Origin of the sequence: Mucilaginibacter sp. 3215 (genome assembly GCF_050433785.1) — a bacterium.
GTDB lineage: Bacteria > Bacteroidota > Bacteroidia > Sphingobacteriales > Sphingobacteriaceae > Mucilaginibacter.
Genome location: NZ_JBNPWO010000002.1, coordinates 96926 through 123843, shown reverse-complemented (window position 1 = coordinate 123843; position 26918 = coordinate 96926). Strand labels below are relative to the sequence as shown.

The window sequence follows — 26918 nt, the reverse complement described above, 5'->3', positions numbered from 1 at the left end:
CAAACAACAACCAATTTCAACTAAATCTCAAGTTTTATGCAAATTAAACATTTACTCAACGTATGTTTCTTTGCTGTTTTTCTCTTTTTGATGGAGCCTGCTATGGCCCAAAATAAGATAATAACAGGTAAAGTAACCGACAAAAAAGATGGCTCCCCTTTAATAGGAGTATCGGTAGTAACTGCTGTAGGTGCCCAGGGTGGCGCCATAACAGCAACAGACGGATCGTACAAAATTTCCGTTCCGGCAAATACCCCAAGTCTTACTTTTACTTATGTTGGTTTCCTGAACGCAACTATTCCATTAAACGGTCGGACTTCTGTTGATGTGCAGATGGAAGAAGCGAATCGTGCGCTGAACGAAGTTGTAGTTATCGGTTACGGTACTCAAAAAGTTAAAGATGCAACGGGTTCGGTAGCCTCATTGAGCACAAAAGATTTTAACAAAGGCGTTATTTCAACTCCTGATCAATTACTTCAGGGCCGTATTTCGGGCGTACAGGTTACACCATCAAGCGGCGAACCGGGTGCTGGGGCTACAATCGCAATACGTGGTGCTGGTTCTATTCGTTCAGGCGATGGCCCGCTTTATGTAGTTGATGGTGTTCCATTGGATAACGGTGGAGGTACAAGCGGTGGTTATGGTGTTGGAGCAGGTAGCTCATCTGCACGCAACCCGCTGGCTTTCTTGAACCCTGCTGATATTGAAAACATTTCTGTGTTAAAAGATGCGTCCTCGGCTGCTATTTATGGTTCACGTGGTGCTAATGGTGTAATTTTGATAACCACTCGTAAAGGGCGTAAAGGTCAGGGTATCCAATTTTCATCAAATACAAGTGTTTCAAGCACTGCAAAGCGTTATGACGTACTTGGCAGGGATGCGTTTTTGAAAGCAGTAGCTGCAGTTGGTGCTAATGCGGGTCCGGTAGCTGATGGAGGTATTGATTATGGTGCCAATACCGACTGGCAAAAACAGATATTCCGCAGTTCGATATCGCAGAACTATAACTTAAGCCTGGGTGGCGCAAGCAAAGATAATACTGCAAGTTACCGTGCCTCCTTTGGCTATGACGACCAGCAGGGCATCGTGAAAAATTCAGGCCTTAAACGTTTAAACGGACGTATTAATGCTTCCAAATCATTTTTAAACGATAGGATCAAGTTAGATCTCCAGTCAACCTATTCAAATGTTAAAAACCAGTATGCCCCGATTACTAATAATGCCGGTTTTAACGGAAGTTTAGTGGGTGCAGCTATACAGCTAAACCCAACGGCCCCGGTATTTGACTCACAAGGAAGATATTTTAACCTTAACGGCTATAACGATGCTGGTTACCCTAACGGTAACAGTTTCAGGAACCCGGTATCATTATTAAATCAGATAGATGACAGGGATAATATAAACAGGTTTTTGAATAACCTTACACTTACCTTGAAGTTATTTGAAGGTCTTTCATATAAGGGCAATTTTGGAGCTGATATATCAAGGGGATTAAGAAAGACTTTTTATGATCCTAAAATTGTTGGCTATACAGATGCTATTGGTATCAGGCAGATAAACTTCCCGTCGCCAACAGGTAATGGTACTGCTATCCTTACACATAATGAGTTAACAAATTACACAACCGAACATACCTTAAACTATGACAAGAAGTGGAAGGATGGAAGCTCGCTTACAGCTTTGGCCGGTTATTCATACCAGACTTTCAAAAACTTTAACCGTAACGAATTTGGTTTCGGCACATCAACTGCCGGTGTATTAGTTAAAAATTATGATGATTTTAAAACTCATCTTCCTTATCCGGTTGGCGATAGCTCGAGCTATAAACTACAATCATACTTTGCTCGTGTAAATTACTCTTATAAAGACCGTTACATTATTACTGGTACAATTAGAAGGGACGGTTCATCACGCTTTGGGGCTAACCATAAATATGGTAACTTCCCGGCTTTGGCTGTAAAATGGCGTATAACCAATGAAAGCTTCATGCCTAAAGATGGTTTATTTGATGATCTGAGCCTTAGGTTAAACTATGGTAAAACCGGTAACCAGGAAATTCCTGCGTACGCTTCATTACCTGTGCAGCAATTACAGGATTTTCCAGGTAATGCAGTTGCTCCGTTATACCAGGCTAATCCCGATTTGAAATGGCAAACTAACACCACTTATGGGGCAGGTCTCGATTTCTCAATCATAAAGGGACGATTAACGGGTTCGGTTGATTATTTCAACAAATCAATTAAAGATTTGCTTTTCTTCCAGGATATTGCGCAGCCAACGTTTTCTTCGAGAATTTATAAAAACCTGGACGGTGACGTAATCAATAAAGGTGTCGAAGTAGGATTAAACCTTGCTGCTATACAGAGCAAGGACTTTAATTGGGATGTTGCTTACAACATGACTTTTATAAGCAATACGCTTAAAAACTTCAAAAATTATATTGTTACGGGTAATATCGACGGACAAGGCCTTTCTGGCGCTTATTCGCAATTAATTACCAACGGCGTCCCGCTATATACCTTCAACGTTCCGAATTATAAAGGGCTTGACGCAAATGGCTTTAGTATCTATCCTCAGGGTGTCGATGTTTCTTCACTGCAAGGAAGCCCTAACCCTAAATTCACTGCTAGCTTAACCAATAACTTTAATTATAAAAACTGGAGCTTAAGCTTCTTCCTAAATGCCGCTACAGGCTTCTATATTTACAACAACACCGCAAACGCATTCTTTTACAAAGGCAACCTTGTTAGTGGTCGTAACGTAACAAAAGAAGTAGCAGCAACCAATGAAAACCCGCTTAACTCTGGTGAGGTATCAACCCGTTTTCTTGAAAAAGGTGATTTTTTAAGATTAAGCAATGCCACCTTAGGGTATACCTTCCCGCTTAAATCTAAGGCGATAAAAACTTTAAGGGTATCATTTACAGGGCAGAATTTATTCCTGATCACCGGTTACTCTGGTTTGGATCCGGAAATTAACACAGATAAACAACGTAATGACGTGGCTTCAAAGGGTATCGACTATACTTCTTACCCCAAAGCCCGTATATTCACTTTAGGTTTAAACGCAGGCTTTTAATAACATGAAAATGAAAAATATAACATCACGAGCAGCTCTTTGTAGCTTAGTTCTGATAACCGCAGCCGGTTGTGCAAAACTGGATGAAAAACTTTACGGATCGAAATCGTTATATGGTAACAATGCCGGATCGGCCGAATTGAATGGTGTTTACACACAATTATATGGACAAACTGATCAAGCCAATACATATGCCCTACAGGAACATCCAACGGATGAAATGATGGGTCCTACCCGCGGTACTGACTGGGGCGATTTTGGTACATGGCGTAAATTGCACACTCATACCTGGACACCTACCCACAACCAGGTAAATGATACCTGGGACCAGCTAAATATTGGTGTATTCCGTGCAACACAGGTAATCTCAAAGGCAACCGATAACAATATCAAAGCACAGGCAAGCTTTTTACGAGCCTACTTTATGTTCCAGGTGGTTGATTTGTACGGACAGCAACCAATGCGTGATCCTGATGCGCCAACCTCATCCATTCCTACAGTTATGAAACGGGCAGAAGCAACTGATTTCATCATCAAAGATTTGGAATTTGCCGAAGCTAACCTGGCAGCCACTACCGCAAATATTGGTGTTGCTAATAAAGCGGCAGCTCAGGCACTGTTAGCAAAAGTTTATCTAAACAGGGCGGTTTATGCCGCAACCACAGTTGGTGGTCCGTTTACATTTGCTAAGGCAGATATGGATAAAGTGATAGAATATGCCAACAAGGTTACTGCGGCAGGATATACTTTGGAGCCGGCCGGCAAATATTTCCAGGATTTTGCATGGGATAACTCAGAACAATCACATGGAAACATATTTGGCTTCTACAATACAGCTACGTCTTCTCCTGCACCTGCCAAAAACCGCTGGAGGATGGGCCTTCATTATAACCAAACTCCGGATGGTTGGAACGGTTTTACCACACTGGCCGATTTTTATAACTCATTTGAAGCTACCGACGAACGCCGTGGAGTAGATTATCCGGGATTAACTGATAAAGTTGGTTTAAGGGCAGGCTTTGCTGTGGGACAACAATATGGCCCTGGTCACAAAGCTTTAACACAACGTAGTGGCAAGCCTCTGATTTTTACACCGGATGTTAACCTTAACTTTTCAACCGAAGCTCAAGGGATTAGGGTATTTAAATATTTCCCTCAACCAAAAGCTGATAACACAGTTAACGATGATAATACATCTAATGACTATGTGATTTTGCGTTACGCTGACGTGGTGCTTGAAAAAGCCGAAGCCATTCTGCGTGGGGGGACCGACCCATTGGGTCAAACAGCCCTGCAGCTTGTTAACTCTGTCCGCGTTCCACGTGGTGCTACTGCCATGGCAACAGTTGATCTGACCGCCATGCTTGCCGAAAGAGGCCGTGAGCTTTACTGGGAAGGCTGGAGAAGGAATGACCTGATCCGCTTTGAGAAATTTAACGATCCGGTTGATCAGCGCCCGGCCAAAACAGATAAAAGCAAAACAATTTATCCAATTCCTCAGCGTGCGGTTGATACTAACCCTAATCTTAAACAAAATCCAGGTTATTAATAATTGAGATTTATTTGATTGAAAGGAACGTAGCGGAAATTTCCGCTACGTTTGTTTTTTCGCAAAGTATATGCAACCAAAAATACCCCTGTTTCTGCTTATCTTGATCCTTACTATTTTTTGCGCCTGTAATGGGGCGGATAAACAAACCCTGTTTACCGAGCAAAATAATGAAGCCATCGGCATCAATTTCGCTAATCAGCTCAATGACCAGGATCGTACCAATGTGTTTACCTTTCGTAATTATTACAATGGAGGCGGGGTTGCCATTGGCGATGTCAATAATGATGGCCTGAATGATGTTTATCTGACATCAAACATGGGCGGCAATCAACTTTATATAAATAAGGGAAATTGGAAATTTGAAAATATAGCCGATAAGGCAGGGGTTAAGGGTACTAAATACTGGAGCACCGGGGCTACTATGGTTGATATTAATGGCGACGGCTGGCTTGATATTTACGTTTGCCACAGCGGTAATGCTCGCGGCAACGAAAAGGGTAATGAACTATTTATTAATCAGCACGATGGTACGTTTAAAGAAGAAGCCCAAAAGTATGGCCTGGTAGATAATGGATTATCCACCCAGGCCATTTTTTTCGACTATGATAATGACGGCGATCTGGACTGCTTTGTACTAAATAATTCTTTCAGGCCCATAGAGTCGTTTGATTTTAGTAAAAATCTGCGTGCCGTTGTTGATGAGTTGGGTGGTGCCCGTCTTTATCGCAATGATGGCGGCCATTTTACTAACGTAACCAAAGAAGCGGGCATATATTCAAGTGATATAGGTTTCGGTTTAGGCGTTTCTGTCGCCGATATCAACCAGGATGGATATCCTGATATCTATGTCTCCAATGATTTTTTTGAACGCGATTATCTTTATATCAACCAAAAAGACGGAACTTTTAAAGAAGATATTCAAAATGAAACCGGGCACTTGAGCCTGGCCTCAATGGGATCGGATATTGCCGATATCAATAACGATGGGCAGTATGATATTTTTACTACAGAGATGCTGCCTGAAGGCGATCAGCGATTAAAAAAAATGACCTCGTTTGAATCGTATGATGTGATCAAAGCCAAGCAGCGCGATGGCTATTATAACCAATACATGCAAAACTGCCTGCAGGTGCGTAATAGCGATGGTACGTTCTCCGAAACCGCTTTCTATTCGGGCGTAGCTGCAACGGATTGGAGCTGGGGGGCGCTGATGTTTGATATGGATAACGATGGTTGGAAAGATATTTTTGTATCAAACGGTATTTATAAAGACCTGACGGATCAGGATTATATCGAGTTTTTGGGCAATCGCGATAACATGGCCAAAATAGCCGAAGGCCGGAAGAAATTTGATTATAAAGATTTTACTGATAAAATGGCTTCATCGCCTTTGTCTAACTATGCCTATCTGAATAATCACAACCTTACTTTTACCAATAAATCAACTGATTTTGGTTTGGATAAGCCTGGGTTTAGTAATGGCTCGTCATATGCCGATCTGGATAATGATGGGGATAATGACCTGATTATAAATAATGAGAATGCTCCCGTTTCTATCTTTAAAAATAATGCCGAAAAAAATGGGAACCACCACATTCAAATAAAATTAAAAGGGACAGGCCTAAATACTTTTGGAATAGGTACTACGGTAAAAGCGTTTATGAAGGGCAGTTCGCTAATTTATTATAATCAGCCTACACGTGGTTTTCAAAGTTGCACATCGCCCAATTTACTTACAATAGGTATAGGTAAATACAAATCTATTGATTCTGTCCAGGTGATTTGGCCGGGTAATACTTATCAGTTGCTAAAGAACGTAAACGCGGATAAAGTTTACACAGTTAAGCAAACCGATGCCGCCTTGAAATATAACTGGACAAAGCCTGCTGTTAAAACACTATTTGCCGATGTTACAAAATCAATATTTGACAGCATTCCTAAGCATAAGGAGGATGATTTTATCGATTTCGACAACGAGCGCCTGATGCTCCAGATGTTATCGACAGAAAATCCGTATATGACTACTGGTGATGTTAATGGCGACGGGCTGACTGATTTTTATTTCGGAAGTTCAAAAAACAGCGTTGCCAGCATCTATATCCAACAAAAGGACGGCAGGTTTAAACAAACCATTCCTGAAGATTTTAAGAAACAGGAATACCTGGAAAATGCGGGGGCTGTTTTTGGCGATTTTGATGGCGATGGCGATCAGGACCTGATAATAGGAGTAGGAGGTAACGCCGATGAAGCTGAAACACCAGTGTACAATCCTCGTTTTTTTGTGAATGATGGCAAGGGGAATTTTCATAGGGACCCTGAGAGAACACTTCATGCAGCTGTTAATGCTTCGGTGATTATTTCGGCAGATTATGATGGCGATGGCAAGCCCGACCTTTTTGTTGGGGGCAGAAGTGTGCCCGGGCTTTACGGATGTTCGCCGCAATCATTTGTTTTTCATAATGAAGGCGACGGGCATTTTACCGATGTGTCAAAATTAGTATTGGGCACGGATACAAAGATCGGTATGGTAACAGCAGCCAAATGGGCTGATATTGATCATAACGGTTCGCCAGATTTGATAATTGCAGGTGATTGGATGGGGATTAAGATCTTCAAAAACAACAAAGAGAAATTTGCTGAAGATAAACAATTGGCCAATTACAAAGGCTGGTGGAGCAGTCTTGAAATTGCTGATGTGGATGGCGACGGCACCCTTGATATTATTGGCGGTAACATCGGGCTTAACTCAAAATTCAGGGCTTCGTTTGAGCGGCCCATGGAAATTTTTGTAAAGGATTTTGATAATAATGGCACAAAAGAATGTGTAACTTCCATGTATAAAAGTGATGGAGTAAACTATGTTTTTCATATGAAGCCTGATTTAGTGGGCCAGATGCCAATCTTCAAAAAACGTTTTCTGCGCTATATTGACTATGCGGGCAAACCATTTGACGAGGTATTTCCTGCTGAGATGCTTGATGGCGCTGAAAAGCACCAGATGAATTTCCTGGCTTCGGCGGTATTTTTTAATAAAGGCGGAAAATTTATTTGTAAACCACTGCCTGCCGATGCACAGTTATCTATGATAAATACTATTTTGTGTGCAGATTTTGATAATACCGGAGCTGTGAAGATCATATTAGGAGGCAACTTTTACGGCTTTAAACCTGAAGTCGGGCGGCTTGATGCTAATCTGGGGCTTATTTATCAATATACAAAAAATGGGTTTGCTTATTTTCCGGCTGCCAAAACGGGCCTCAATTTAAACGGACAGGTACGGTCATCGTTAGGTATAAGAAATGCAGCCGGTAAAAATTATTACCTGTTTGGCATTAATGATGAACCGCTTAAAGCTTATGAACTACGTTAACATCAATTTAATGCTGTTTGCCAAATATATTCTTAGATATTTCATTATCCTTATTTGTATTGGTGTGGTCGGCTTGTCTTCTTGTAAACCCAAAAAAGTCGGGGAAGGTGTATTTAAATTACTCCCAGCTAATGAAACGGGAGTAACCTTCGAAAACAGGAACATAGTATCCGATTCAGTTAATGTTTTAGATTATTTGTATTTCTACAACGGTGCCGGCGTAGCAACCGCTGATTTTAATAACGACGGCTTGCCCGATCTTTATTTCGTATCAAACCAGAGTTCTAACAAACTTTACCTTAACAAAGGAGGGATGAAGTTTGAAGACATCACCGATAAAGCTGGTGTTGCAGGTACCGGGAATTGGAAAACCGGTGTAACTGTAATTGATATCAATGGCGATGGATTTAAAGATATCTACGTAAGCGTGGTTTCAGGTTATAAAACCTTTAAAGGTAAAAATCAGCTTTACATCAATAACGGTAATTTAACTTTTACCGAAAGCGCGGCCAAATACGGGCTCGATTTTGCAGGACTTTCTACCCAGGCTTCTTTTTTTGATTATGATAAGGATGGTGACCTGGATATGTTCCTGCTTACTTCATCAGTTCATAGCAATGATACCTATGGTGACTCAACCCAAAGGTTTAAATACAGCCATGATGCCGGCGATCATCTTTTCAGGAATGACAATGGTCACTTTGCAGATGTAACTGCGGGTTCAGGTATTTATTCGGCGCCGATCGGTTACGGCTTAGGTGTAAGTGTAGGTGATTTGAATAACGATGGCTGGGATGATCTTTATGTAAGTAACGACTTTTTTGAGCAGGACTATTACTACGTCAACCAGCATAACGGCACATTTAAGGAAGAGTTGAAAAATGCGTTCGGACATACCAGCCTTTTTTCAATGGGGAATACTATCAGTGATGTCAATCAGGACGGCCATTTAGATGTGCTTAGCACCGACATGCTTCCTGAAGAAATGAAGGTGTTACGATCAACCATCAACGATGAACCCTTGGATATTTATAACCAGGAAGTTAATGCCGGGTATTACTATCAATATTCAAAAAATTGCATGCAATTGAACGTGGGCAACGGCAATAAGTTTGTCGACCTGAGCTTGTATAGCGGGAATTCTGCTACAGATTGGACATGGTCGCCACTGGTGCAGGATTTTGATATGGACGGAAAGAAAGATATGTTCTTCTCTAACGGTATCAAACGCCGTCTCAATGATATGGACTACCTGAAATATCTTGGTGACCCCATGGTTATGCAGGCATATAAACAAAATCGCGTTTTTGACAAGGACAAGATCAACAGAATGCCCGAAGGCGGCGTACATAATTACTTTTATCACGGTGAGGATAAATTGAAATTTACAGATGTTTCTAACGGCAACGATATGCAGCAAGCATCTATATCGGCAGGATCTGTTGCCGTTGATTTAGATAATGATGGCGATCTTGATATTGTGACCAACAATATGGATGAGCCGGCATATATCTATAATAATACCACAATGGAGGGCCGCAAAGAAAGCAAGCCGGGCTATCTTAAATACACTGTAAAATATAACCTTTTAAACCGTGATGGCATCGGTACTAAATTTTTCCTTAAGTCAAAGCATCATCTCGATCACCAGGAAATACAAACCAGCAACGCGTACGAAAGTAATTTGAATAACGAGTTGCTTTTCACATTTGCCCCTGACGATAAACCAGAATCGTTGTTAGTTGTTTGGCCAGACAATAGCTATGAAGTGGTGAATGATTTTAGGCTCGGTCAGAAAACTACTTTAAGATATAACCCCCAAGCAGTTGGAAATAGTAAACCTATAGCTGAGGCTATTGGAGCTTTCATCAGCGATAGAAAGCAGTTTGACAGCAAATCTATACAAGCAAAGCTTTTAGCCAACGTTAAAACTTTCGACACTCCCGACTTTAATTATTATTCGCTTTTGCCGCACACCTATTTACAGCACACCCCCGCAGTTGCTGTAGCTGATGCCAATAATGATGGCATTGATGATATTTATGTAGGAGGTATAGCCGACGAAGAAAAATACATACTTGCAGGTGATAAATCGGGGGGATTTACCAAAGTTAAAGTGTCACTATTTGATCAGGATAAATATGCTGCGGATGAGCAGGCTGCATGGGCTGATGTAAATAACGATGGTAGGCCCGATCTGATCGTGATCAGTGCTAACCATCCTTTCCAGGAAACAGAGAAATTGGTACAGCCACGGTTATATCTCAATAAGGGCAATTTCCAGTTTGAATATCAGCGTTTACCAAAGCTTAATTACCAGGCAGCAAAAATTACGCTGTTTGATTTTAACGGAGATGGGCTGAACGATATTTTATTTACCAGCGCCGTTTCATTTAAGGATTATACAGCGACTGTTCCTTCCTCAATATTGATTAATAAAGGCACTGGAAAGTTTGAAATAAGTCACGACAAGGCTTATAATCAAATCACGAACCTGCAATATGTCACTAGTATAACAACTGCTGATATCGATCATAATGGCAAGCCCGATCTGCTGATTACAGCCGAGTGGCAGCCCGTTTACATTTTCCTGAATGATGGAAAAAAATTAAATCGTTTTTCATCACCGGTTTTGGATAAGGAAAAGGGCTGGTGGCAGTCGGCTATAATAAGCGATATGGATGGCGACGGCAAGGCCGACCTTATTGCCGGTAATTGGGGATTGAATAACAAATATAATGTTACTGCTGATCAGCCGCTGTATGCCTATAATACCGATTTGGACAAGGATGGTAAAAACGATTTGATATTATCATATTTTTATAAAGGTCTCTATTTCCCTTTTCGTCCCAAAAATGATTTGGAGCAGGAACTTCCATATCTCAAAAAAGAATGGCTTAGTTATCAAAAAATGGCTGACAAAACCACCACTGAGGTATTTAAGGACAAACTGGATGACAATGATCGTTTAAGTGTGAACCAGTTCAATAGTATTTTTGTGAGCGATGTATTGCATTCTGCTTCGATTACTGCACTGCCATTTCTTTATCAGCAGGCTCCAATTAAATCGATGCAAAAATATAACAATGGCGATATATTGTTGAACGGAAACTTTTGGGGTGTTGTTCCCTATGAAGGAAAGTACGATGCACTCGGCCTGGCTGGCTTACACTACAATAAAGAGCAAAAGCAATTTGATGCGCCGACATACTATGTTAACGGTGCAATCAACTCACAGGAAGTCAATTATCTGGTGCCAGTGAAAACAGCAACTAACCTGAATACTTATCTTGCGGTTACCTATGATGGCCGGGTAATGTTATTAAGTAAATAATCACGGTTATAGTATCGGATAATATATTTTAGTTATCCATTTTGAGGTGTCCTTTTGTGCCAGTCTGTTGGTAACAAGCGATTGAAACGGCATGGCAGGTGATATCAACCTATGATCTTTCAGGTATATCTTCACTTGCGCCAGGGCATTGTTAACCGTATTTTGTCCGCCACGTACATCGACCACCAATAAATTTCCCCCCTTAGGTATGTTGTTTATACTTGTTTTTTGAAAAGGAGTGATCGTTTTGTTGATTGGCAGGGCAACATTTACCTGGTATTCATGTTCATCCGTTTGGGTAACGTTAAGCATGGGGAAGTTTGTTTGTTTAGCCCCTTGGCCGACGGCCTGTTCTTGCAGGGTTTTAATGGTGCTATAAATAGCTTGCAATGAAGGATATTCCGGATATGTATTAGCTGAAGCGAGCAAAACTGTGTCTTTGGCATGGTTTAAGTAGATCCTATAGCCATATGCGTTTCTTTCATCCTCAAGGAAATGTTTAAGGTTTAGTAAAATTTCCGCAACCCGGTTTTCGACATCTTTGGTTTTGAAATAATTAGTTATCCGTGATAAAAATTGGGTGTTATTCTCATCAACAGCATCCCATTTAAATTTGACAGAACCTTCGGCGTCGGCAAAATAGCTTATTTTGCCGCTAAAGGTCAGGTTATCTTTTTTCAATTTAAGATAGGTACTGCTATTGGTCATTTTATCGATACCGATCTTTGTACCTTTAAAATTGTATTGCCTGTACCCGGTTTTGGTGCCGGGCCACCATTTATTCCATCCACTTTCTGTGGTCAGGAATTTTCCGGCAATAACATCGGAGGTATCAATTGACAGGTCCTGTGCTATAACAGGTTTTTCGGGGAGCAAAATATACGCTGCTGCAATAATTACGATAATGGTGAGTACAATAAAAAAGATCTTCTTCATTTAGTTTATAAAAGACGGATACCGGGGGGATAAATTTAATAATATCAGATGGATTAACAGGTGTATATTGTTATAAAACATGTCGCCGTTTGATTAAATAAAAAAAGTCCCCGACCAAGTTAAAAAACTAATGAAAATATGCAGTAACATACTAAAAAAAGCCTATATTGGCTCTTGATCAATCAAAAAACGGGCGGTTTTTTTCCGATATCTCCACCCGGTTTTTAACCTATTTATAATTTATGAGATCCTTTTTATTTTGCCTTGCCGGTGTATTATTTTTATTCGCATCCTGTAAAAAGCCCTACTATAAAAAAGTGCTCCACGATCCCGAACTTTATCGTATAACCGTAAAAAAACTTAATGATATTGTACTGGAAAATAACTTTCCGCCGGTTACAGCTTCCCGTAATTATGTATATGCCAATATAGCGGCATATGAAGTTATAGCTTCCGGCGATCCTGAGCATTTTAGATCTTTAGCCGGGCAAATCAAACACTTACCGGCCGTACCCAAAGCATCAAAAGATACTGCTGTTGATTACCAGTTTGCTTCGTTGCTTGCCTTTTGCACAGTTGGCAACGCGGTAACATTTCCGGAAGGTAGCATGGATCAGTATGTTGATGAGCTTAAAAAGAAGGCCAAAGATGCAGGTATGCCGTCGGCTTTGTTTGAGGGCTCTGTAAACTACGCTGATAAAGTCGCCAAATTTATATTGAAGTGGAGCAAAGGTGATCACTATGCCCAAACCCGGTCGGCAAGTAAATACACGGTAAAACAGCTGGATGGTCGTTGGATTCCTACGCCGCCTATGTACGCGCAGGCCCTTGAGGCCCATTGGGGTGAGATCAGGCCCATGGTGCTGGATTCCACAGCCCAATTTATACCGCCCGACCCACCGGCCTTCAATGTTAAAGACCATAATAGTCCGTTTTATAAACAAGCGCTTGAGGTAAAACAAATAGTTGACAGCTTAACCAAAGAAGAGAAACACCAGGCAGATTTTTGGGACGATAATGCTTTTAAACTTAATGTAGTTGGCCATGCATCATTTGCAACCAAGAAATTTTCCCCCGGGGGGCACTGGATGAATATTACTGCAATCGGTACAAGAAGTAAAAAGTTTGATTTTGGAACCACAGTAAGCGTTTATACCGAAACTGCCATTGCCCTGTTTGATGGCTTTATTAATTGCTGGTACCTTAAATACCGCTCAAATTACGTTCGCCCCGAAACCATAATTACCAAATATATGGATGCCGAATGGCGCCCATATATTCAAACGCCTCCATTTCCGGAATATAGTAGCGGCCATGCCGTAATTTCGGCAGCCGCGGCCGAAGTACTTACCAATAGGATTGGTGATAATTTTGCCTATACAGATTCGTCAGAAATGGAGTTTGGGATCGATCCGCTTTCTTTTAAATCATTTCGGGCGGCCGCGAAATCGGCAGGAATGTCAAGGGTAATGGGAGGGATCCATTTTAAAAATGCCTGTATTGTGGGCAATAAACAAGGCGCCGAGATTGGGCAACTGGTGGTAAAAAAGCTACAATTAAAGGTTAAGTAGTATTTTAATTATTTTACTTAGATAGTTGATTTTGAATAAGATATTTAAATTTAGTTTCCTTTTTGCTTTGCTGGTACCGGTTGTGTCTGAGGCGCAAAGCATCGATCCATGGAAAATTAAAGCCGACAAAATTGATCCCGCAAACTATTACGGAATTACCGTAGCCAACGGGATGATTGGGATAGTATCAGCACCGGAGCCTTTCAAAGTTAAAAATGTAGTACTGGCCGGCGCCTATGATCTGTACGGCAGGGGACGGGTAAGCAATTTCCTGAACAGCTTTAACCTGCTTAATATGTACCTTGAAATAGATGGCAGGCGCATCGATGCCAAAAGTATCAGCAATTTTAAGCAGGAACTGGATATGCAACGCGCCGCCTTCACTGCTACTTTTGACTATGCCGATAAAGCGACCGTAAAATATACTTATTACTCACTCCGTCAATTGCCCTTTACCGTTTTGATGGATGTTTCGGTAACAGCGAAACAGGCTATCAACATTACTTCGGCCAGTGTAATGGAAGCGCCCGATGCGCTTAAAGAAGTGCAGAATTATTATAATGAAATCGACAGACCGCATGTAACCATTAGTTTGCTTACCTCAACGGCAAAGAGCCCTACAGGTAAAATGCAGTTATGTGCATCTACTTCGTTCTTATTCAGTGAACCGCATGGACAAGAGCCGCGCATTATTCATGAAATGTGGGACAACAACATGCACCTTATGAAGTTTAGCAAAGCGATAGCTGCCGGGCAAACTTATAATTATGCGGTAACTGGTTCGTCCATAACTTCAGCCCACCATGCCGACCCGCTGAATGAAGCCGAACGACTCACCATTTTTGCCAAACTGGAAGGTCGGGACAGGCTAATTAAATTTCATAACAAGGCTTGGGATGACCTGTGGACAAGCGATATCCAAATTGAGGGTGATGAGCAGTCACAGCAGGATGTTCACAGCATGTTATATCATTTATATTCATTCTCGAGGGCTGGTACAGCATACTCACCCTCACCTATGGGACTTTCAGGGTTGGGTTACAATGGCCACGTTTTTTGGGATTGTGATGTTTGGATGTATCCGGCTATGCTGGTTTTACACCCCGACATTGCCAAATCAATGGTTGAATACCGGTTTGAACGATTGGATGCCGCGCGTAAAAATGCTTTTTCGCATGGGTATAAAGGAGCAATGTTCCCCTGGGAAAGCGCTGACAGCGGGGTAGAGGAAACACCGGTTTGGGCGTTGAGCGGTCCGTTTGAGCACCACATTACTGCGGATGTAGCGCTGGCCGCGTGGAATTACTATTGCGTAACCCAGAATAAGCAATGGTTAAAAGAAAAAGGCTGGCCGATACTTTCAGCCACTGCCGATTTTTGGGCAAGCAGAGTTGAACGCAATGGGCCCGGTCATTACGATATTAAAAACGTAGTTGCGGCAGATGAATGGGCCGAGAATATTGACAACAATGCTTTCACCAACGCCGCAGCAAAAGCCAACTTGCTAAATGCTACCGCTGCTGCCAAAATCCTGGGAGAAAAGGCCGATGCCGATTGGGTAAATGTTGCTCAAAACATCCCGATCCTGAAGTTGGATAACGGCGTTACCAGCGAACATGCTTCTTACAAAGGTGAAGGAATTAAACAGGCTGATGTTAACTTGTTGGCTTATCCGCTTAAAACAATAACCGATCCGGCACAAATAAAAAAAGACCTTGAATATTATGAAACCCGTGTACCTAACGAAGGTACTCCTGCCATGACCCAGGCCGTTTTTGCTTTATTATACTCGCGGTTGGGCAATGGCGATAAGGCATTTCACTTTTTTAAGGATGCTTACGAACCTAATCTCAACCCGCCATTCCGGATAATTGCCGAAACAAAAGGCGGGACCAATCCGTATTTTGCTACAGGTGCAGGTGGCATTATTCAAAGCTTGCTGATGGGTTTTGGTGGTTTGGATATTACACCGACCGGTATAGTGCAAGTTAAAAGCAAGTTGCCTGTTAACTGGAAATCATTGAAAATTACAGGTGTGGGGATGAATAAGGCTACTTATACAATAAAGTAACTGCTTTATAACTTTATACATTATGCCCTTTTAATCTCCTGCACTAGAGAGAGCGAATTGGCGATTGGAAGACTTACAAAGTTTTTAAAACTTCGTAAGTCTGGCTTCTGAAACTACTTTTACCAGGTAGTTAGTTCTGAACTTCTGCAGGTGCCTTTTCTAACTGCTGAGTATCGATATGATACCTGTTAACTAAATGCAGCAGTACCCCATTCGTCCAGCCGAAACCATCCTGAAGCGGGTATTCGCCGCCGCCTGCTGTCAATTGGGTATCAACCACGTTATACTTTTCAAGCAATTTGCCTGTTTGTTTGAATACCCGAATGTTGAGTTTAAGCCAGCGGGTAGCAATTTCTTTGGCCAGCGTATTATAATTGTATTTTTCGAGTCCGTCTATAGCTATGTATTGCAGTGGGGCCCAGCCATTGGGTGCATCCCACTGCTGGCCGGAAAAGTTGAGGGTAGTAACCAGTCCGCCGGGCTTCAGGAAATTATTTTTGAGTCCATCAGCTACAAGACGGGCTTGCTCATCACTGGCAATTTTAAATTCGAGCGGGAATTCACCTGCAAGTGTTTCCACACTTGATAGTTGATTCAGCCTCCAGTTATAATCATCAAACCAGCTTGTTTTCTGGTTCCAGCAATATTTCAGGATCGCATTTTTGCGACTATTTGCCCGGTACCTATACATTTTGGCCAGCTTTGCATTTGAGAGCTGGTTCAGACTGCGTGCAATAGTCATTTCCAGGTTATATAGTAAGCAATTCAAATCAACCGGTATAATGTCGGTGGTTTGTATAGTTGGCAACTTGCCCGACGAATCAAACCAGCGCGTACTAAAATCCCAACCCGAAGCCGCCGCTGCCCGCACGTTGCGGTAAAATTGTGCTGCCGGTTGTTTGCTTTCTTTGGCGGCATCTACATCTTTTATATATGATTCTTCGCGGGGTTCATCACTTTCGTCCCAATAGCGGTTCAATATCTGCCCATCCGGCATTCGTACAACCCGGTGTGTAGCCTGGTTGGTTTGTACAGCCTCCCATCCATGCATCCAATATTCATATTCTTTGATTAATTGTGGCCTGAAATGTACTAATACTTTCTCTCCCTCAATTTTTGCCAACAGGTTTACCATCATAGCAAAAAATGGCGGTTGCGAACGGGTAAGATAATAACTTCGGTTGCCGTTGGGTATAAAGCCGTATTTATCAATGAGGTAGGCAAAGTTTTCGACCATGTTGCGGATCACTTTAACCTGATGGCTTTCCTGTAAACCCAACATCGTAAAATACGAATCCCAATAGTAAATTTCTCTGAACCTGCCGCCTGGTACAATGTAAGGGTTAGGCAGTGCCAGGGTTGATGAAAAAGGTTTTGCTTCATCCGGACGGCGTTGTAATACCTGCCACAAAGTATCAATATGTTTGCGGATACCGGCAGATATATCTGTTTGAAAATTGTTGTGCGATACAGGTACGTTAAAATTGGCCAATACGAATGCCTGCAGGTTAAACCCGGGCTGATCTTTCTGTTCGTTATAAGCCTTCATGATCAGCGCCGGATCCTGTTTGGGCACAGCGTCAACAAAAGTTTTGTTATCAGGGAAAATGGTTGAAGTTTGAACAGCTTCAAACAGTCCCGGGAATTGTTGCCGGGGTGTAAACGTTTGCGATTTTGCGTTAAATACAAAGAATAAAAATGCGAGTAAAAAAAATTTTCTCATCAGCCTAAAATTATACCCCGTTGCAGGATGGGTAACTGGTTTATAACAGGTTATAAATTTACTATTTTTGGAACGAATATAGCCGATATCTGATTTGTTTTCAGGGTTTCAGTGCGATATTATCGCAGGGAAATAATAGATATCAAGGTGTGGGCCAATTAAAAAAACAAAATACATAAGCCATTTATTATGATAAACTTTTTACGGAAGGGAAGTATTATATTTTCGTTGTTACTTACCCAGCTATGCTATGGCCAATCGCGGGTTAATACCCTGCCTTTCTGGGCCTTTGGCGGCTTTGTGCGGCCGGCAAATATCAATCCTATTATCTCACCAGATACGGTTTCCCGGTTCCTTGATCCGATGAGTAGAAAGCAGGTGCAATGGGAAGCCAATGATACTTTTAACCCTGCCGCGACCATAAAAAATAATAAAATAGTAGTACTATACCGGGCTGAGGACCTGTACGGGATCGGTATTGGCTTCCGTACTTCCCGTGTTGGATATGCCGAAAGTGCTGATGGTATTAAGTTTAGCAGAAGGAAAACCCCGGTGCTGTATCCCGATAATGATATTGCTAAAAAGTACGAATGGCCCGGAGGCTGTGAAGACCCCCGCGTAGCCGTTACGCCCGGTGGCACCTATGTTGTTTTTTACACAGAATGGAACCGCGATTTGCCAAGATTAGGTGTGGCCACATCAAAGGATCTTATCCATTGGAAAAAACACGGGCCGATATTTGAAACAGCTTATCATGGCAAATTTTTTAATATCGCCAGTAAATCAGCGTCCATATTAACCCGGGTGATAAACGGTAAACAAGTGATTATTAAAACAAATGGAAAATATTGGTTGTATTGGGGCGAGCATCATGTATACGCGGCAACATCAACAAATCTGGTGGACTGGGCCCCGGTGGTTGATAATAAAGGAGAGTTGAAAGAACTCATGTCCCCGCGTGATGGTTATTTCGACAGTGACTTAACTGAGTGCGGCCCGCCTGCTTTGATGACCAAAAACGGTGTAATCCTATTTTACAACGGCAAAAACAAACCCGCCGAAGGCAGGGACACCCGGTTTAACGCTAATTCATACTGTGCAGGGCAAGCCTTGTTTGATGCAAAAGATCCTTCTAAATTCAAAACACGCCTTGATATTCCTTTTTTAAGGCCAATGGAACCTTTTGAGAAAAGTGGTCAATATATTAACGGAACAGTTTTTATTGAAGGAATGGTTTATTTTAAAAGGAAATGGTTCCTTTACTATGGCTGTGCCGATTCGCGGGTAGCCGTAGCTGTATATGATCCATCGAAACCGGCGTCTCCTGATCCGGTTGAATAGTATTTGACATTTGTTTGCTGTTACTTTTGGCCCGGCATTAGTTGCTCATGCTATTGTTACTTTTTTAGTGCTCCCATTATTATGAAAATCTAAAACGCAATAGCAACGGGTAGCTTGAATGCTTAACAGTAATTAACTAATTCAATAAATCAAGGAGGTCATCTTTTGACAATGAACTTGTAACAGCGCTGTCGGGCTTAATCAGGTTATTTGCGATATCCTTTTTTGATTGCTGCATCACCATGATCTTTTCTTCAATAGTGCCGGGGCAAATAAGCCTTACTGCCACAATTTTTTTATCCTGGCCTATGCGATGGCAGCGGTCTATGGCCTGGTTTTCGACAGCCGGGTTCCACCACGGGTCGACGAGGTAAACATAATCTGCTTCTGTTAAATTAAGACCGGTACCACCAGCTTTTAGGCTAATGAGGAACACCCTGATGCCGGGATCGTTTTGAAATTCATTAACAACCTGCTCCCGTTTGCGGGTTTGACCAGTGAGGTACGAGAAGCGAATCTCGCGGGATATCAACTCCTTGCGGATAAGATCAAGCATGGAAACAAACTGCGAAAATATGAGGATCTTGTGCTGGTGCTTTTTGTTTTCTATTTCCTCAATCAGCGTTTCCAATTTGGCCGATGCATCACCGGGCATTTTTTCGCCTTTTATGAGCATCGGCGAATCGCAGATCTGCCTCAATTTGTTTAACCCTTTTAATACGTTCATCGGGCTTTTTTTTAGCTCCTCGTTTGTTGTGGCCGAAATGTACTCTCTGAATTCCTTTTCGTATGAGTCGTAAATATGACGCTGCTCCTGCTTCATTTCGCAATACAGCACCATTTCGGTTTTTTCGGGCAGTTCTGTTGCAACCTGCTGTTTAGTACGCCGAAGTATAAAAGGCCTAACTTTTTCTCGTAGTTCGGCGGCGCGTTTGCTGCCCTTAAATTTATCGATAGGAACAGTATAAATATCCTTAAAATATTGCTTGCTCCCCAATAGACCGGGACAGGCAAATGATAGCTGGCCATACAAATCGAACGTGTTGTTTTCTATTGGGGTACCCGTTATCGTAATTTTATTGCGCGACTTCAAGAGCCTTACAGCCTTGTAACGCTGCGATTCGGGATTCTTTATATTCTGAGATTCATCGAGAAAAATATAGTTGAAATTAAAATCCTTCAAGAAATTAATATCTGACAGTAGCGTGCCGTAGGAGGTAAGCACTATTTCATACTGGTGCAGGTGTTTGGTATGCTTAAGCCGTTCAGCACTGTAAATGGTGTGGATGCTGATAGAAGGCGCAAATTTTTGTACCTCCTGCTGCCAGTTAAACAGGAGCGAGGTAGGCACTACAATAAGGTTAGTGTTGTTTTCTGTTTTACTTCGCTGCAAAAGTACAAATGCTATAATCTGGATACTTTTACCCAGACCCATATCATCGGCAAGGCAGCCGCCAAAATTAAGGTTATCTAAAAAATTTAACCAGTTTAAGCCCTGGCGCTGGTAAGCTCGGAGTGTTCCGTTTAATCCGGGAGGAACCGGTACTTCATCAATGGTTTCTGTACCGGTAAGTTTTTTGCTGTATATCGCAAGTTCGTTTCGCACCTCCTCATCAAGCATTTCCTCATCGTAATATTGCTGTATAGCAGTATAATTACTTTTTGAAGTATGCAGTGTGTCATCATCAGCAATCTCTCCCGAATTAAAATAATCGGTGAATTTCTCTATCCATTCGGTGGGTAAAATTCCCCGGGTTCCATCATCAAGGCGTACATACTTGCTTTTATTTTTTACAGCCTGGTGAACTTGTTTTAACGAAGCTCTTTTTTTGCCAAATTTTAAATCGATAACTGTGTTGAACCAATTAATCCCGCTCACTACGTTGATAGTGATCTTTACTTTATGAGGGTTCAGCTTGTTGCCTTCCAGTTCGTTAAAGCCGAGTATTTCGATATTGTGGTTATGCCATTCGTCAAATACATTTAAAAACCACTCCTCATCTAAAAAGTGCCTTTTATGCAGGTAGAAGTAGTCGAGGCCGTTATCCAACTGTTCGTTAAAATAAGGATGTTGTTTTACAAGCAGGGCTGCAAAGGCTATTTCCTCATCATCGCGCCGTTTAACTAAAAATTGGTTGCCTTTTTCGTCGGTTCCGTAGATCTGCTTTTGTGTGCGAATTGGAATCTCGGCCTCGCCATAACGCAGCACGGGGATGATCATTACATGAGCGCCAAAATCCGACAAATAAATGATCTTTTCGGCAGGCTGATCAAAACCCTCTTTTATTATCTGTTCCCGTGTTGCAGGCTTAATGTAAGTGTAATCAATGCGGAGTTTGCTTTCCAGCTTATTAAGCAAATGTGATTTTAATTCTGCAAACTTACTCTTATGCACCTGCAGCCTGCCCTGTTTCTTTTTCAGCAAATCAATGATATTCAATACCTGCAGGCTTTCAATAAGATAAAGCGCGTTGCCTATGCCGATAAAATAGGTATACCTGATATCAAGATCCTTAACATTATACAGCAAACCATCAATGTTTAAAATGCCGCTTATTTCATAAAAATCATCCCAGGTATTTACTTTCAGCTCGATATCACTTTTTAAATTCTTAACCAGTACAGGATTTATTGAGCCAGCTGTTACCTTGTCTGAAATGGTGTTGTCATGCGCGTAGAAACTATAGGCCAGCGGGTTTTTAACGATAGCCTTTAGGGCAGCAATATCGGCGGCGGTTATTTGCGTGTTTATATGATTTTGAAACTTGTGTACCCCGGTAAAGAATTTCAGTTGTTGTGCGTCGTTCGTTTCCCAGATCAGGTCTAAAGGAGCTATAGGCACCAGCGGGTTCTTGATTTTTCCGTCTTTGGTGCTTTGTGCGGTGTATAGTTCAGTAAATAAATATTTATAGTATTTATGCTGTTTCAGTACGATACAGGTTGTTTTATCAGTGTCCTCGCCGGGGTGCTCAACCGGTTCGGAAACGTCATTAACTATAACGCTTTGCAAATTTGCAAGGCTTTCTTTAGTAATGGCTGTTAACGCGGCGGAGCGGGGGACTATCTCGAAATTCTTGGACAGTGATCTTACTTCAAAAAACTTGTCCAAATCAGGGGCCTCTTCAAGCCCGTAATCGACCGCTGCTTTTTTTAGTTTTGTATGCCGTAGTTCATCATCAAAAAACACCCTAAATTCATCACGCTGTGTTATCGCCGAGAGTACCTGTGCCTGGTGCTCGCACAGTTTATTACCTGTAGCATGGCACCCGCACGAAAGTGCCAGCTGCCCTTCATGACTGGTAATGATTACCTCGGGGAAGGCAACCGTACCCGACTGATTGGTAAAAGCTCCGTGGTTAATTTCCAAATGTTTAGCCAGTATTTGCCTGTAACTTTGCTTGTCAAAATAAATGCTGACGGCTGCATGAGCGGCAATAACACTTTCACTAAAGTCGGTTATGGTTGCGCCTTTGATGATAATATTATGGTTGCTTTCGCCTTCCTGGTAGCTGATTATCCTGATCACTCGTATATTGATGTGTTACCCGGTAAATATCATAACAATTATATAAAAGAAGACAATCACCAACGCATTTTCGTTAACTATGTAACAATTATATTCTTTATCAAATATTTACCTTTAGTAAACGTATCTGCCTTAATTTAGCCACTTAGTTCAGTACTATGAAGTATTCAAAATTCTTATTGCATCTATCCATATTAGCAATTTCTTTTTCCCTTTATGCCTGCCATACCGTTTCTGGCAACAAACAAACCTCCGATAATGAACAGGTTAATATGCACAGTGCTTATGATGACAGCACACTAAATCGCCATATACTACCGGTTTTAATGCCCTACAACCGTATTATTGATCCGGCAGGAACGGTGATATCGTTTGGCGATGCATCCGACGAAAATCATAGCATGGATGTAAGGCTGATCCCCGGCACCAGGTTTATCGCTGTCGAAGACCGATACGGACTTACTATAATTGATACACTCTCAAAAAAAGTAACCACCCGCTGGACCTATAAACAAGATCCCCGCTACGGCGGACTTACAAGTACTTACTCCGGCCTAAAAGTTGTAAATATTGACAATCAAACTCAAATATATTGGAGCGCTGCAGCAGGCAAGGGTAAGGATTCAAAATCGTACGTTTTCCAGGCTATCTGGAAAGATGGTAATATCAGCATACAAAACACTTTCAATTTTAAAGCTGAAGGCGAGTCGCCATTGGCATTACCTAACGATTTAGCCATCAATAAAGAAAGCAGCACAAATTACTTATATGTAGTTTTAAACGGGAATAATCAACTGGTAAAGATTAATTTAACTGATAATAAAACCGTTTGGACAAGATCGACCGGTGTTGCACCTTATGGATTGACGATAGCAAAGGGCAAGATATTTTTAACCAACTGGGCCGGGCCGCAAGCTATTGATACATTGAAGCGTGAAACAGCGGGTGTACCCTATGGTAAGGCTTATGTCGATCCTAAAACAGGGGCAACAGTGCAGGGCACTGTAATGGTTATGGATTTGGCTAAAGGAGATGTGATCAAGGAAATTACTGTGGGGCTGCATCCTAATGCCATTATCAACAGTGCCGATGAAGCTTTTGTTTATGTTGCGAATGGCAATAGTGACATGGTATCGGTAATTTCAACAAGTTCATTACAAAATGTAGCAGCGATTGATGTTAAATTAAATCCTGGCAAAAAGAGTTATATAGGTGATACGCCCAATGCTTTAGCCATTAATGCCGATGGTACAATACTTTATGTAGCAAATGGTTTGGATAACGCTGTGGCCATGGTAAAATTGGGTAGTAAAACATCTCTTAAAGGAACCGGCACTAACGAAGTGAAAGGCTTTATTCCAACCGAAGCATACCCTGGCGGCCTGGCTGTTGACGGCAATAATTTATTTGTAACTAACCTGGAAGGAGAAGGCTCGAGGGTAAGTGCCGATGAGATAGGTAAAAGCAATTTGAAAGGTGATTTACCCTCGGGAGCAGACGTTACAGCTTACAACTCGCACCATTCGAAGGCTACGGTATCAATGATAGCCATTCCCGATGATGCTTTGCTTAAAAAGTATACTCAAAAAGTCCAAAACCTAAACCTGAGTTTCCGCCAGCAGATAGCGCAGCTACTGCCCCGTAAAAACATTGCGCCTAAACCCATACCAGAGCGTATTGGCGAGCCATCGGTATTTAACCATGTGCTTTATATCATCAAGGAAAACCGTACATACGACCAGGTTTTGGGCGATATGCCTGAAGGTGAAGGCAATAAATCGCTTTGTATTTATGGTAATAGTGTTACCCCTAATCAGCATAATTTAGCGCGCAACTTTTTATTGCTTGATAATTATTATGCCTCAGGAAAATGCTCTGCCGAAGGGCACCAATGGACTGATGCCGCTATGGTTACAGATTATGTTGAAAAAAGCGTCCGTTCATGGTTTAGAAGTTATCCTCATGTGCAGGAGGATGCTTTGGTTTATGACGGGAACGGTTTTATCTGGAATAATGCCGCCGATCATGGCAAAACGGTCAGAATTTACGGTGAAGCCTGTGCCGTGCATTTTGATGATAAGTTAAACTGGAGCGATATTTATAACAATTACACAGCAGGTAAACCATTCGCATTTAAAAACACCAGCACTATTTCTCGGGTGAGGCCAATGCTGTCACAAAACTTCCCGGGGTCCGACGAGCATAAGATTAATGAACAGTTACGGGCCACCGCTTTTATTAAAGAGCTTCATGAATATGAGCAAAAGCCTGGTGACCAATTACCGCAACTGATGATCATGGCCCTATCGGCCGATCATACTGTAGGCACCCGGCCAGGCTACCCGACACCTGATGCTATGGTAGCTGATAACGACCTGGCGCTTGGCCGGATTGTTGAGGCTATTTCAAAAAGCCGTTTTTGGAAAAACACGGTAATATTTGTCACCGAAGATGATTCACAGGCTGGGTGGGACCATGTGTCCGCTTATCGTACTACAGGGTTTGTGATTAGTCCGTATAGCAGGTTGCAGCACAAGGTGAGCAAAAACTATAATCAAACCTGTGTAGTACGTTCTATTGAGCAAATATTGGGTTTACCACCAATGAATATCATCGATGCTACTGCATTACCTATGTTTGATTGCTTTACCGGCAAGCCATCTGCATACACTTATACCAGTTTAAGAAACAGGGTGCCGATTAATAAAATCAATCAGCCTTTTTCTGCGTTAAAAGGCTCCGCTTTGCATTTTGCACAGCTATCATCGAGGCCCGAATATGACCATATTGACGGTGGTAATGACGATGTGATGAACAGGATACTTTGGTTTGCTGCCAAAGGCAAAAAAGCTTATCCTGCTAAACTGGCCGGCAAAGATGAAGACGATGATGATTGATCGGGAAAATAGCTAACGTTAACATCATTTCCAGAGGTTAACTATATAATATCATATGGATGCTCAGAACTCGCTGTCTTAATCAGATAGTGAGTTTTTTTATAGCTGATTGCCTTAAATCTCTAATGATTGATTAATTGTTTTATACGTAAAAATACGGGAAACTCTTCTGAAAATTCCGTGAAATTACGTGGTCATTTATGCACGATATTACTTTATCTTTATTGCAAACCTCGTCAGCGCCTGCAAGCAATTAATCAATCAATTTTTCAACCTAACCAAAAAAATTATGAAAATTTCTGCGCTTGATGAGAACGGCGCGCCAGTTGACTGGTGGTTTATCTACAAAGTTCCGCAACTTGACGGAGGTGTGGGTAATGACAAAGCTACAGGGTACGAATATGTTTATTACGACTCAACTATCGATGCAAATACCGATGCCCGAAAAAGAACGATTACCAAATCATCCAATGTTTTGAATGGCGATAAAGGAGCACTTAACCTGACGATGGACTCCGTTTTCAAAAACTTTAAATCACCGGCTCCGAGTATCGGATGGGTCCTTTATAATGACGAGATGCCCGAAAGTGTTAATAAACATGATGATGGCACCAAAGGGCATACCAAAGGGGTACTGGCATTTGATACCGAATCTAAAACCGCATTTTGGTTACTTCACTCATGGCCGAAATTTGCAGATCCTGGTGCTGTCAAAGATCCTACGCCCAAATACGGGCAAACCTATCTGTGCATTTCATTGGATTTGGATACCGCTAATCTTATTGCCAAACAGATGCTGAACCACCAGGAGCCGCAAATCTATCTTCATAATACCGCCAATCTGCCCGCAACTGCTGAGCTGCATTCGCTAACACAGCCTTTGACGAGCCACCCGATTGCTCTGGGCGACTCCATTGATTTAAAGTCTATTGGCGGTATGCCATTCAAAGTTATAGCCAAGAACCGGGAATGGAATAAAGATTTTTGGAACGAATTGGTAGGGCCTATCCTAAACGATGATTTAGACATTGAAACCTGGATTCGCGGTCCTATTCCACCTATTGCTGATAGCGACGGCATTCATAAAACTTTTGACATCAAGTATATCAACTTAGGTTTCATGGGCGCACACTGGGCCTGGCCCGAAACACATGACCATGCCAAATGGGGAGTCACATTGCATGATCCCTGGGTTTGTGTTGGCGATATCAACCGCATGATTTCGCAAAGGAGGCGCGGCGGTTGTACAATTGCATTTCAAAATCAAACCTTATGGTCGGGTTTATCCAAAACAAGTTTGCTTTTAGCGCCTCCGGGGCATAACAGGACCGAAGCGCACGTGCTGATCCAAAAAACGCATCATCTTCATGCGGAAGCACCATTGAGGGAACAGCAGTAAACGTAATTTACAATTTAAATTTTTCCATATGCGACTGTATACAAATATCCTGCTCAGGCGGGATTTTTGTATACATATTAGGGCTGATTTGCTTATTTTTAACTCTCTGCTTGATAGAGA

12 protein-coding genes are annotated in these 26918 nt (G+C 41.9%); 9 read left to right on the top strand and 3 right to left on the bottom strand.

Going from position 1 to position 26918, the window contains the following annotated elements:
• Positions 1-36: 36 nt before the first annotated feature.
• From ABIC84_RS04330 to ABIC84_RS04315, 4 genes are all read left to right on the top strand, one after another.
• A complete protein-coding gene (locus ABIC84_RS04330; protein WP_429262769.1) occupies positions 37-3078 on the top strand; it encodes a SusC/RagA family TonB-linked outer membrane protein in 3042 nt (1013 codons plus the stop codon).
• Between the two features lie 10 nt (positions 3079-3088).
• Positions 3089-4627: a RagB/SusD family nutrient uptake outer membrane protein gene (locus ABIC84_RS04325; protein WP_426588114.1), complete on the top strand. Its 1539-nt coding sequence runs from the start codon at positions 3089-3091 to the stop codon at positions 4625-4627.
• Between the two features lie 70 nt (positions 4628-4697).
• Positions 4698-8000, top strand: coding sequence for a VCBS repeat-containing protein (locus ABIC84_RS04320; protein WP_429262768.1), 3303 nt, complete (start codon positions 4698-4700; stop codon positions 7998-8000).
• Entirely contained in the window at positions 7987-11334 is a 3348-nt protein-coding gene (locus ABIC84_RS04315; RefSeq protein WP_429262767.1) for an FG-GAP repeat domain-containing protein, read from the top strand. Before ABIC84_RS04320 ends, ABIC84_RS04315 begins: the two co-directional genes overlap by 14 nt.
• A gap of 6 nt (positions 11335-11340) precedes the next feature.
• On the opposite strand, the gene ABIC84_RS04310 is transcribed toward ABIC84_RS04315, so the two are convergent.
• A complete protein-coding gene (locus tag ABIC84_RS04310) occupies positions 11341-12270 on the bottom strand; it encodes a hypothetical protein (protein ID WP_429262766.1) in 930 nt (309 codons plus the stop codon).
• 242 nt (positions 12271-12512) lie between these two features.
• Here ABIC84_RS04310 and ABIC84_RS04305 point away from each other — a divergent pair, with 242 nt between their 5' ends.
• Positions 12513-13841, top strand: a complete 1329-nt coding sequence (locus ABIC84_RS04305; protein WP_426588106.1) for a vanadium-dependent haloperoxidase — start codon at positions 12513-12515, stop codon at positions 13839-13841.
• A 31-nt stretch (positions 13842-13872) separates the two neighbouring features.
• Positions 13873-15912, top strand: a complete 2040-nt coding sequence (locus ABIC84_RS04300) for a glycoside hydrolase family 65 protein (RefSeq protein ID WP_429262765.1) — start codon at positions 13873-13875, stop codon at positions 15910-15912.
• Positions 15913-16042: 130 nt separating this feature from the next.
• Here the strand turns inward: ABIC84_RS04300 and treA are convergent, their stop codons facing one another.
• Positions 16043-17635 carry an alpha,alpha-trehalase TreA gene (gene treA, locus ABIC84_RS04295; RefSeq protein WP_429262764.1) on the bottom strand — a complete coding sequence of 531 codons (1593 nt, stop codon included), beginning with the start codon at positions 17633-17635 and terminating at the stop codon, positions 16043-16045.
• A 189-nt stretch (positions 17636-17824) separates the two neighbouring features.
• Between treA and ABIC84_RS04290 the strand changes: the two genes are divergently transcribed.
• The gene (locus ABIC84_RS04290) at positions 17825-18976 is read left to right on the top strand and encodes a glycoside hydrolase family 130 protein (protein ID WP_429262763.1); all 1152 of its coding nucleotides are present in this window, start codon (positions 17825-17827) and stop codon (positions 18974-18976) included.
• Between the two features lie 136 nt (positions 18977-19112).
• Here the strand turns inward: ABIC84_RS04290 and ABIC84_RS04285 are convergent, their stop codons facing one another.
• Positions 19113-22502: a DEAD/DEAH box helicase gene (locus ABIC84_RS04285; protein WP_429262762.1), complete on the bottom strand. Its 3390-nt coding sequence runs from the start codon at positions 22500-22502 to the stop codon at positions 19113-19115.
• A gap of 158 nt (positions 22503-22660) precedes the next feature.
• Between ABIC84_RS04285 and ABIC84_RS04280 the strand changes: the two genes are divergently transcribed.
• Positions 22661-25399, top strand: coding sequence for a bifunctional YncE family protein/alkaline phosphatase family protein (locus ABIC84_RS04280; RefSeq protein WP_426588096.1), 2739 nt, complete (start codon positions 22661-22663; stop codon positions 25397-25399).
• Between the two features lie 289 nt (positions 25400-25688).
• Positions 25689-26798: a deoxyribonuclease II family protein gene (locus ABIC84_RS04275; RefSeq protein WP_426588094.1), complete on the top strand. Its 1110-nt coding sequence runs from the start codon at positions 25689-25691 to the stop codon at positions 26796-26798.
• The last annotated feature ends 120 nt before the right edge of the window (positions 26799-26918 follow it).